This is a genomic window from Okeania sp. SIO3I5, from assembly GCF_010672085.1.
In the GTDB taxonomy this organism is placed as follows: domain Bacteria; phylum Cyanobacteriota; class Cyanobacteriia; order Cyanobacteriales; family Microcoleaceae; genus Trichodesmium.
This window is the reverse complement of the sequence record NZ_JAAHHT010000273.1, coordinates 1-11,747: the sequence shown is the minus strand read 5'-3', so window position 1 is coordinate 11,747 and position 11,747 is coordinate 1. Positions and strand designations below refer to the sequence as shown.

General features: G+C 38.0%; 6 protein-coding genes. 3 read left to right on the top strand and 3 right to left on the bottom strand.

From position 1 onward, the window contains the following. From F6K40_RS34710 to F6K40_RS34700, 3 genes are all read left to right on the top strand, one after another. On the top strand, positions 1 to 2,271 hold a 2,271-nt coding region (locus F6K40_RS34710; RefSeq protein ID WP_293143040.1), incomplete at its 5' end, for a WD40 repeat domain-containing protein. 211 nt (positions 2,272 to 2,482) lie between these two features. Further along, a complete protein-coding gene (locus tag F6K40_RS34705) occupies positions 2,483 to 3,061 on the top strand; it encodes a thylakoid membrane photosystem I accumulation factor (RefSeq protein ID WP_293143037.1) in 579 nt (192 codons plus the stop codon). Between the two features lie 951 nt (positions 3,062 to 4,012). Beyond that, complete coding sequence (locus tag F6K40_RS34700; protein ID WP_293143034.1) at positions 4,013 to 4,912, top strand: glutathione S-transferase family protein; 900 nt, start codon at positions 4,013 to 4,015, stop codon at positions 4,910 to 4,912. 401 nt (positions 4,913 to 5,313) lie between these two features. Here F6K40_RS34700 and F6K40_RS34695 read toward each other — a convergent pair whose 3' ends face one another. From F6K40_RS34695 to F6K40_RS34685, 3 genes are all read right to left on the bottom strand, one after another. Next, a complete protein-coding gene (locus F6K40_RS34695) occupies positions 5,314 to 6,600 on the bottom strand; it encodes an RNA-guided endonuclease InsQ/TnpB family protein (protein WP_293143031.1) in 1,287 nt (428 codons plus the stop codon). Between the two features lie 1,388 nt (positions 6,601 to 7,988). Continuing rightward, positions 7,989 to 10,190, bottom strand: coding sequence for a serine/threonine-protein kinase (locus F6K40_RS34690; protein WP_293143028.1), 2,202 nt, complete (start codon positions 10,188 to 10,190; stop codon positions 7,989 to 7,991). A gap of 1,201 nt (positions 10,191 to 11,391) precedes the next feature. Continuing rightward, positions 11,392 to 11,724, bottom strand: coding sequence for a hypothetical protein (locus F6K40_RS34685; RefSeq protein ID WP_293143025.1), 333 nt, complete (start codon positions 11,722 to 11,724; stop codon positions 11,392 to 11,394). Between the last annotated feature and the right edge of the window lie 23 nt (positions 11,725 to 11,747).

Genomic DNA, 11,747 nt, shown 5'->3' with positions numbered 1-11,747 from the left:
CAAAATTTATCAAACAAGCGGAATAAAAAACTCAAAATAGGAATAGCAGGATTAGTCGCAGTCTCCTTAGTCGCCACAACCGGAGTGACTTGGGCAACCAAACTTTTCCAAGATAAACAAAACCAACTTCAACAAGCAGAATCTCGACTAGAAAAAACAGAATACAAACTACAAGAAGCAGAAATAGGAACAAAATTAGAACGCCAAGGAATTAACGCTCTCCGACAATTTGAAAATGCAGAAATAGAAGCATTACTATCAGCAATGGAAGCTGGAAAAGAACTACAAAAATTAATTAAAGACCGTCGCCCGCTCCAATATTACCCAGCCACAAGTCCGATATTTGCCTTACAACAAATCCTCAATAATATTCACGAAAAAAATCAAATTCCCAACATCCAAAACATCGCCATAAATCCTAATAATCAACTATTAGCTACAGTCAACAATGATGGTACAGCTAAACTCCTAAAATTCTCAGGTGAATCTATTTCCCAATTGAGAGGACATCAAGGCAAAATCTCTAAAATTAAATTTGCTCGAGAAGGCGACCTTCTAGCTACAGCAGGAGACGACGGTACTGCCAGAATATGGGATTTTCTGCGTAAGCAGCAAGTAGAACTCAAAGGCCATGAAGGTCAAATTTGGCAAATCACCTTTAGTCCCGATGGAAAATATCTAGCTACTGCCGGAGAAGACGGCACTGCCAGAATTTGGAATATTTCCGGCAAAAAAATAGCCACTCTCAAAAAACATCAAAGTCGTATCTTAGATGTCACATTCAGTCCCGATGGAAAATATCTAGCTACCGCTGGATGGGATGGTACTGCCAGAATTTGGAATAGAGCCGGCAGACAATTATTTAGACTTGGGGGACATCGAGGCAGTGTCGAAAAAGTTATATTTAGCCCAGATGGAAAACTGCTAGCTACTGCTGGATGGGATGGCACTATTAGAATTTGGTGGCGTCGCTCCGGTAAACTACTCGCTCGACTTAAAGGCGGCGTCGGGAATTTTAGCTTTAGTCCCGATAGTAAAAAGTTAGTTACTGCCGGAGAAGATGGAACAGCCAATATTTTAGATATTTCCGGCCAACTATTAGGAAAACTTCCCGGACATCAAGGAATTGTTACGAGCGTCAGTTTTAGTCCCGATGGTGAACGTCTAGCCACAGCAGATAGTGATGGTACTGTGAAAATTTGGAACAATAATGGTAATTTGTTGACCAATCTGAAAGGACATCAAGGCCGAGTTTGGCAACTTAACTTTAGTTCTGATGGAGAATTACTAATAAGTTTGGGAGAAGATGGTACCGGCAGAATTTGGCAACTAGAAGGCGATCGCTACGCAACGATTAAAGGGAACTCCGATATTTTTGGGGTAGTAAGTTTTAGTCGGGATAATCAGAGATTAGCGACTGGTGGAGATAATGGTGTTGCCCGGATCTGGGATATTTCAGAAACGCCTTTAGCTCTATTCAATGGATATTTAGGAATGTTTGACGCTCTGAGTTTTAGTCCTGACAGTCAACGTCTGGCGACTGCTGGAGATAATAGTCAAGCCAGAATTTGGGAAATTTCGGGAGAGGAGTTAATAGAGTTAGAAGGTCAGGAGGGTAGGGCAAAACAGATTACTTTTGCTCCTGACGGACAACGTTTAGCAACCGTGGGGGAAGATGGCGTTGCTCGGATCTGGAATAATTTTGGTCAGCAGTTGGTTGAGTTAAAGAGTCATAAGGGGCGAGTGTTGGATGTAGATTTTAGTCCTGATGGAAAATATATTGGTACTGCTGGAGAGGATGGCATTGGGAAAATTTGGGATAGTTCTTTTCAGGTTGTCTCAGAATTAAAGATTCTTTCTAGTTGGATGGAGAGTATTAGTTTTAGTCCATCTGGAGAATACATAGCTACAGGAGATAGTAATGGGATGGTGAAAATCTGGGATTTTTCGGGCAATCAAATTGCCGATTTAAAAGCTCACATTGGTAGTGTGGAAAATTTGACTTTTAGTGCTGATGGGGAACAGGTAATTAGTATGGGAAAAGATGGAATGGTGAAAGTTTGGGATATTACAGGACGGCAAATAGCTCAATTTGAAAATGCTAAGAGTTTCAGTGTGGATGGTAAATATGTGGCAACTTTGGCAGATAATGGTTTACAGTTGTGGCGCGTGAAAGGGTTAAATGACTTGTTAAAAAGTTCTTGTGATTGGCTGGAGGATTATTTTATTACTCATCCAGAAGTGAGGAAAGACTTAGAAGTTTGTGAGTAGTAGGGGTTTGGCCTCCAATTGCTGTTATGGCACTACGCATTCAGGTTAGGAGATTTCTCAATCCTGTTTGCGGAGCATTTCCCTATAAGAAAAAGCCTTTAACAATTTGCTGTTCCCTGTTCCCTGTTCCCTGTTCCCTGTTCCCTGTTCCCTGTTCCCTGTTCCCTGTTCCCTAGCGCTACGCGCTATAACTATTAACTAATAACTGATTATGCTAAATTTGACAGAACGTTTTTCATGGCAAAGAATTTTCTTAAGTTTGTTGAGTTTTCTACTAGCAATCTTTTTCTTATTACTAATAGCAACACCTACTGCTTTAGCAAGTCTAAATGACGATAAATTTGATGGTAATATTTTTGCTCTTTATGCTGGTAATGGTGCGATTGTACCTGCTAAAGTGACATTAAAAGAGTCTTTAAAGAATTCTAGACCTGCTCTACTGGTATTTTTTCTAGATGATAGTAAAGATTGTAAACAGTTTTCGATTGTAGTTTCTCAACTTCAAGAATTCTATGGTCGTGCAGCAGATTTTATTCCTGTTAATGTGGATACTATTATTAATCCTGTGACTGATAATTCTACAAAAGCAACTTATTATTATCAAGGGTTTGTACCTCAAACTGTTTTAATTAACCAAGAAGGAAAAGTTGTTCTGAATGAAAAAGGTCAAGTTGCTTTTGAAAAAATAGATGACGTTTTTCGAGAAGTTTTTGATTTATTACCCCGCTCTGAATCTGTTGAACTTAAACGTCGAATTGTTAATGAGATTAATGTTGAATTGAGGAAGTAGGGAAATAAATTGAGAATTGAGAATTGGGAATTGAGAAGTCGAATTTTTACTGTGACTAAATGCAGAATTAATTGACAATTCCTTAATTTACCAATTCAGAATGGCTTTGTTGCTAGACAAGCATATAGCTACCGCACAAGATCCAAGATCCTTGTACTTCATACTTCTACAACTATTGTCCAATAAATCAATCAAACATCTTAGGCTCACGGGGTGACAAGCAAGGTAAAAACCTTTTAGGGTAAGCTTTTTACCAAAACTACCTTCAGAAAAAATTAGGGGTTTAGGATTGAATATTAAGGTACTAGCTGGTGAGCAAGTCGCCTGAATGCCCTATTTCTTCGTTAACCTTCTGAATCTCAAGGCCAAATGCAGAAGCGTATCTTAAGAAAGAATATTGCTTCAAACCATTGCTAAGTAGGACTTAAAGACAGCTTGTCACCCCGTGAACATCTTAGGTTTGTTTGATAAAAAAAAGGCTGAAAGTTATACCTATAAAGGCTTTGAGCTATTTAACTATTGGCCAATAAATGAATAAAGCATCAATCTTTTCTTTCTTTCATAAAAAAAAAGGCTGAAACTATTACCTGTAAACGCTTTGAGCGATTTAACTATTGGTCAATAAATGAATAAAGCATCAATAATCAAGATATCGTGATATAGCTGCCACTAGATTCACTTTTCATGTCGGCTCTGAGAACCGAAAAGCGGAACGGATTTTCTATGGCTATTACAACAAAGCTATTCAGAATTCTAAATTCTAAATTCTAAATTCTAAATTCTATAAGACCTATGACAAATTCTAACGCTGAAACCTCTACCGTCATCCACACAGTCCGGGAGACCGTTGTTTCCCCTGAACGGCGCACTTTCATCACAGCAACTCATCCTCTACCAACACAAGGTGCGACCCCAGAGAACAAGCCACGATTTGAACTATACAATGCCCCAATGTCGATTTGTTCACATAAAGTGCGGATGACTTTAGCCGAAAAAGGCTTGCCTTACATCTCTCTTGAAGTCCGGATAGCCCATCAAGAGAACTACAATCCAGTCTACGCAAACCTGCGCCTCGCGTCTGATGTCGCCCGTAATACAAAGTTGGCAAGTAACTATTCTGGCAGTAGTGGTGTCCAGGACACTGGTTTTGATGCTTGGGTTGTGCCAACCCTGGTAGATGTTGAGAAAAATTCTATCATTGCAGACTCACGACTGATATGTCTGTATCTTTGTCAGGTTTTATCTTTGCACGGTGTTGACCGTGATGAGCTGCTACCGTCAGACATTGAGACCGAGGTATTAGCACAACTGGATAAAGTAGACTCTTTCCCTCATGTGGCACTGTTCTATGGACCTAACCCAGATGGCGATCGCCGTCCATCTTTGTTTCGGGAAGCAAGCGCTGGTGCCCACGAACGTAAGATTGCTGCACTAAAGGCAACATGGGAATCTGTGCGTGGTGAAAATGCCGAGCTAGATGCTGCCTATGCTGCGAAGATTTCTAAAGAGTCTGCTGCCAGTGCTTTTGTCACTAATCCTGACCGGATGCGTACTACGATCGCTAACACGGATCAACTGGTTGGGGAGTTAGGTAAAATACTGGCTGCCAGTGGTGGTACCTGGTGCTTTGGCGATCGATTCACTCTGGCGGATATTTTCTGGATAGTTACTCTTTTTCGTTTGGAATTTCTCGGCTATGGTTGGCTCTGGCAGGAGCGTAGCGATCGGGCACATATTAGTCGTTATGCTGAGGCAGGTTATGCCCGCAATTCCATGAAGTATGCTGTCCGTCATTGGCCTGGTAGCTGTCCATACTCTGAATGGATCGCCAAGTGGCTACCAACGAAGTAATTTAGAATTTAGAATTTAGAATTTAGAATGCAGAATTGATTTGAAGAATTTAGAATTTATAGCATTTCTCATAAAGATGAGGTACATTTACGCTCCCCCTAAATCCCCCTTTTTAAGGGGGATTTTGAAACCTCCCTCCTTAAAAAGCTATCCCTTATAAGGAACTCCTGAAAACCTCGTGGGGAGTCTGGGAAGGGTGGGTAGAGAGAGAAAGTAGGAGGAAGAATTGTTCCTTTACCAGTTTTCGAGCCAATTGAGAATAGTTTTCCAGATTAAGCTTTTCCTTTCATTTTTTTGAGAAGTTTGTACTAATAGTAGCGATCGCCAATATAATCTATAGATATTGATGTCTCCAGGGGTTAAAACACCCTGGATTCTTAGCGGATGTGCTGATGCGGGCGCTATTGCCACGCAACGCACTGCTTACGATACTTTTTAGTTAAATTATTCAACTTATATCGTTGTGGAAGCATCAAAACTTCCCTACCAACCTTGGCCAAGTCTAAACTTAGCTGTGCTGCTACTTTTCTTAAAATGTTGGCTGCTCCATTAGCGTCAGCATTAATCAATTTGTCTGCTGCTGAACGGTACAAACCACGATTAACTCGCTTTCCTGATGGCCCCCACCTTTCGGGTTTTTCACCAAATGTCGGTAGAAAATCATCATCTAAAAAACTAGCCTTACTCGTATAACTTTCCTCGGTCTCAACAAACTTGATTCCATACTGCTCAGATAATTCAGCTATCCTAGCTTTTAACTTAGCAGTAGGTATTTGAACAAACTGCTGGTTATTCTTCTTACCAATGTTAATACCATCTTTTTGACCTTGATTCCACCCAAAAACTATTGTACCTATTTGATGCTCAATACACCAGTTAATAACAAATCTGGCTGCTTTGTTCACATTATCCCGCATCTGACGATTGCGCTTTTCAGTAATAGCTGCTAACTTAGCATCCCAATAGTCACCAGGCTTACCTGTTTTGATTTTTGCTACTTGCTTGTTGTACCATTGATTTTGAGACTTTATCTTCCTGGCATCAACTATAAAAGCTTTTCCCACATTACTCACACAGGTTAACCAATTACTCAAACCAGGGTCAATACCCAAAACATTTTCTGCTATTGGCTGACCTTTTTCTGGCTGTGGTTGCTCATAAGCAAATTCTAGATAGAAACAGTTATTTCTAGGGACGAACCTAAATTCTTTAATTTGGCTGAAATTTAAGTTGCTAGGCATTGGCAATAAGAAACTACCAATACCAAACCATGCTTTGACTTGCTTACCTAGTGAAAACTTAAGCATTCCATTTACCAGCTTAACCCAACGTGCCGGATAACTAACAACTGCTAAACCATCTTTTTTACGATATTTTGGCGGTTTTGGCTTTTGTGTTAGTTCACCTGATTTAAACATTTTGGCTAATCTAGCATAGGAGTTAAAAGACTCAATTACTGAATGTAATGTCTGTTGGGCACAAGCTGAACTCATAGCTTTGAAATGCGGATAACTTTTTAACTCAAAGTCTAGTTCAGCTTTAGATAGAAAGCGCCCTACTTTAAACAGCATTTGACGGCAATAATAAATCCCGCAGTTAGTAAGCTTATTGGCTTCTGTACAAAGGTATTCAAGAATAGCCATTACTTTTGGACTACTGTTGACCAGATGTTGTTGGCATCCGTACATTAACAATCACCTCCTGTAGATATAATAGCACTAAAACTAAGACGTCTTAGTTTATCTAATGGATACTGGGTTTTTCCTTTCCTTTTTTTTTGACGACAGCAAGATAGAGACCTTTGGGAGTCTTGGTTACGGAAGAGGTGGAGAAATTCTAGGGATGATTAATTAATGGGAAGAACATGACCCTGATGGAGATCACTTTGAAATCTTATCAGGGTCAAGCTTTTCAGAACAAACTTATTTTGATTGTCCTAATTAATACTAAGTTAGGAAATATTAATTTCCTTGGTGAATAGTCTGGTCAAGGATGTCTAGTCTATTAGGCACTAAACATCCATATCATCAAACATTTTTACTTGATAAGGTCAGTAAAATTTTTTTTGTGTAGTTCAATCCTGATGCTCTTTGGAAATTCAATTTCCAAGATAACACTAGATGGCAGCACGAAAGAAAAAACGGTTAAAAATGGAATAACCATATTCATCAAATTTGTTAAATTGGTTTTCTTTTTTCTGTGTTGTCTGAGAATTAAGTTTGGGTTTTTTTTGTTCACCATATCAACTCATTGGTAAGTAGTGATTTTTACGCTGTTTTTTGGCGACTATTGACTGTTTTTTGGCGACTATTGACTGTTTTTTGCGCACAACCCTTGACAAATACCGAAAACCAAGTAAACTGGGAATCGTGCCAGAGAAAATACTAACTTCTTAAGATTTAGTTCCCAGTTTTCAAAGGGACTTTTCTAAGTCCTTGGTATTTGTAAAACTTGGCATTAAACAGCATAGCCGTAAAGGCCATTATTTAAGAAACAAGTGCAAAAGCACTCGGTAGGTCTGGTAAACTTTTGCGAGTGCTTCGCACACTTTTTCTAACTAAATCTAAGTCCGTGTATATAATACACATAGTTTTCAGATATGTCAACTAAACTTGCTATTACCTGAAGATAGAGTATTAGTATGGACTTGTTATATGTAAAGTTTGTTATTCCTCCATATTTTTGCCACTAATGTTTTAATCGTAATTCATTTTTTTGTCAAGGGGTTTCTTATCTAAATAAATTTTTCTGACAGTAAAATTGGTATCTCGCTGTTCCCAAAAACTATCCCTGTTGCTGTATTTATTATGTTCAGGACTTACGCAAGGGCACTAATTGTAGCGTGAATCTTGGGATATTGACCAAACAATACGCCACATATAGCAGTGCTGCGTAAGTCCTGATGTTGATATGTTGAAGAACAGTTTAGCCCTTTATCTTAATTATTGTCTCCATAAAGTCTATGTGCGTCAGGATTGAAATATCTAACATCCTGGACTACTACAGGATAAGTAGAAGCGTAAAGTAGTAAAGTTGTCATAAATAACAAATTCGCTAACTTTATCCTATTACCTAACTACAACCTCCAAATCAACATCCTCCCACCTTCACCCCCACTAACCAAAATCTTCCCATCCGGACTAAACTGCACCGGATGATAACCACAAAGACTATCCAACAACTTCCCAGTCTGCAAACTCCATAACTTAACCGTACCATCAATACTCCCACTAGCAAGAATCCGATCATCCCGATTAATAACAACAGACAAAACCGCCTGAGAATGCCCCTCAAAAATATTCACCAACTCACCCGTAGCAACATCCCATAACTTAATCGTTTTATCTGCACCACCACTAGCGATCGCTTCACCATCAGAACTAAAAGCAACGGAATAAACACCCCCAGAATGCCCCCTTAAAGTTTTCAGACTTTTACCACAACCCACCTGCCAAATTTTTATAGCACCATCAGCACTACAACTAGCAAAAATCTGACCATCATTTTTTTCCGTATAAATATTGTTAACCTTGCTATAAGTCACGCAAAAAACCCTATCTAAATGCTCATGTAATTTATACAGTAACTCCCCATTACGTTGATTCCAAATTTTAATCGTATGATCGGCACTTCCACTTGCCACAGTTTCACCATCCGGACTAATAGCTACTGAAAAAATAGCACCATCGCGATGACTATAAGGAGAACCCGAATAACTATAAAATCTATCTGCAATTCTTCTTTTCTGTAAATTCCAAACTAATATTGTTCTGTCATCTCCACCACTAATAACCCTTCTACCATCAGCACTAATAGCTATTCCATAAACTTCAGCAGTATGACCTAAAAATTTATGCAAAAGTTGTCCGGTTTGCAGGTTCCATAACCTCATTATTTTGTCATCGCTGCCACTTACTAAAAGAAAACCTTGGGCATCTATAGCTATACTATTTACATGAGTAGTCTTATCCTTGATAATTTGTACAGTTTTCCATAACTCAGAAAGTGCTACATAATTTCTAATTTTTGTTTTTGTCGGAACGAAATTAGCTTTTTTCTGTTCAAATTCTATAACATTATCCAGCAATTCAGAATTATACTGGAGATGGTTATCGTATGATAGTTTTTGTGTAAATGGTTGATAACTATCCTCATTATTATCAGATACTTTTGTTTGCCTGTAATCTGCTGATTCTCCTGATTGTTTTTGATTTTTCCATGCCTCTATTTCTGCCTGCACAATCACATCAAGATGAGACTTTTTCTGTGAATTTTTTTGATGTATTTGTAACTTTTCTAAAAAATTTCTTTCTGACACATCGAGCTTTTTACTTTCCGATTTTGGTTCACCATTTTGACTAGAAACTAGAGCAATTTCTATCAGTAACTCCGTAGCTGACTGATACCTTTCCTTGACTAAATCTTTAACTAACTTATCTAAGATTTTTTCCAGACGATAGCTAATTTTTTTCCCTTGTTCAATTAGAAGCGATCGCCAAATTAATTCTCCACTAAATGAATCGAAAAGTTGATTTGGTGCTACTCCAGTCAGTAAATGAATACAAGTCATGCCTAAACTATAAAGGTCACTAGCAGGATATGCTTTACCACCGCGTATTTGTTCTATTGGTGCATATCCTAACGTACCAGTAATAGTACCCATTTTATTCGGATCTGTCTGACTACTTAGCTTAGAAACACCAAAATCAATTAACACTAATTGATATTTTTTTCTTTCTCCTACTTGTTGTGAATTAGCCTCATTAACTCGTAATATATTCTCTGGTTTTATATCTCTATGTATTACTTCATTTTCGTGAATAAATTTTAGTAACGGCAATATTTCATATAATACTTTCCAGATTTTTTGCTCACTAAAAGCACCCGCTTCTGACAATTCTTGTAAGAGATTTTTTCCAGTAATTAATTCTTCTACTAAAAAGAGATTTTCCTCCTCTTCAAAATAAGCATAAAAAGTAGGAACTTGAGGATGTTCACCTAATTTAAGTAATTGTTCTGCCTCTCTTTTAAACAATTCCGAACCTTTCTTAATCGAGAGTAGACTGTGATTTTGTGGAGAAAATTGTTTAATAACACAAGGCGTATTAAACCTATCTAAATCCACTGCTAATAAAGTTCTGCCAAAGCTGCCATTGCCAATAGGTTTAATTGCTTGATAATGTCCTCGCAGTAACAATTTTGAACCGCAAGTTTGGCAAAATTCGACATCGTTGGGATTCTGAGGATCTTGGCAATGTAAGTTAAGGCAATAGCTCATATAGTAGGAAATAGGGAATAGGGAACAGTTGGAAAAACATTTCCTAGTCTAAGATTCATCCTTAGGCTATGTCCTAAGCAATTCTTTCTTAGCTATAGAAAAAAAATAGTAAAAAATCAGTAAATTTAATATTCAATAGTAACTTATACCCCTTCTTCTCCTGATTTATTGTATACTCTTTAATAATATTCAAGAAAAATATTATACATACTATTAGATAGTATCTATGATTCACTCTAATTGACAGAATTCTCAGAAAATTAAATAAAAATTTAATGATTATTAGTCAACTTAGTATTGACGGTAACAAAATAAATATGATATATAATCTCTTAAGAATTAAATTGAATTTAATTAATTATGGAAAATACAGGTTGGCTTGATTTATTAATCGGTGGTGTAGCGATCGCAATTTTATTTGGCGGATTAATATTATTATTCAAAGGTATTTCTTCAATGCCAAAATAGGGAGTAGGGAGTAGGGAATAGGGAATAGAGAATAGGAGGAATTGTGAAAAATATTCTTGCTTCAAAAACTATTAATTAACACAGATAAAATAAATTTACTGATAATTATTAGCCAGTTCATATTAATGATTCTAAGGCAGAATTCAGAAGGCAGAAAGCAGAAGGGAAGAAAAGGTTAGAAGGAATAAAGTTTGGCGTTGCTGAATCAATGTATGAAAATAAAAATTGAACAATCTGAAATAGTTGTTATTCAATAGTTTAGCAATTATCAAACAATACAAATCATACCCAAAATCAGGAACGCCTAAAGTTTTTTATCGCTGATTATTCGGACATGATATTACTGATAAAATCTCAAAGCATTATTGATAGATAAAAGTTTTAGCCTTTTAATATCTAAAAAAGTGCAACTTTTTAAGCTTGAGCAACCAAAAAGTTAGGATTTTCGGCAGAATAATTGGAGAAAAATCAAGGGATAAAATATCCGACTACCTCCTCTAAATTTCCCCTTCCTCCTGACTGTACGTCTCCAATCCGACAGTTCCCCTAGCTGATATCAATCTGTTTGCTCGGAAATGTTATAAGAAACCAGGTTTATGGGAAACAGATGTCTATTGACATCTGGTGATAATCAAAAATCAAATCAATTCTTATTGATAAATTATCAATTACTCCCCTCCTCCACTCCTGGGAGGGGTTGGGGATGGGTTGGGTTAGGGGTGGGTTCCCCCAGTTAAGTGTTCCCTGTTCCCTGTTTTCTGGAGATATCTAATATAGTAGGGCATTTCTTATGGACTCGGTTTCTCTGCTTTATATCAAATCCGCTCGGGTTCGGTATAAAAAAATCTTCATTTTCAGCAAAGAGTAAATCTTTTGGTAGTCCTGCTGAGGAATGGCGAAGATACATAAGTTTTGTAATTTCTTCCCACACCTCCCACACCTCCCACACCTCCCACACCTCCCACACTCCCCACCCCTCCCACACCTCCCACACCTCCCACCCCTCCCACACCTCCCACACCTCCCACACCTCCCACACTTCCCACACTTCCCACACCTCCCACACCCCCCACACCTCCCACACCCCCC

Bases quoted from the DNA above. Each gene is read 5' to 3' on its own strand.
- F6K40_RS34705 (WP_293143037.1), top strand. From the start codon at position 2,483: ATGCTAAATTTGACAGAACGTTTTTCATGGCAAAGAATTTTCTTAAGT.
- F6K40_RS34700 (WP_293143034.1), top strand. From the start codon at position 4,013: ATGTCGATTTGTTCACATAAAGTGCGGATGACTTTAGCCGAAAAAGGC.
- F6K40_RS34695 (WP_293143031.1), bottom strand. From the start codon at position 6,600: ATGTACGGATGCCAACAACATCTGGTCAACAGTAGTCCAAAAGTAATG.
- F6K40_RS34690 (WP_293143028.1), bottom strand. From the start codon at position 10,190: ATGAGCTATTGCCTTAACTTACATTGCCAAGATCCTCAGAATCCCAAC.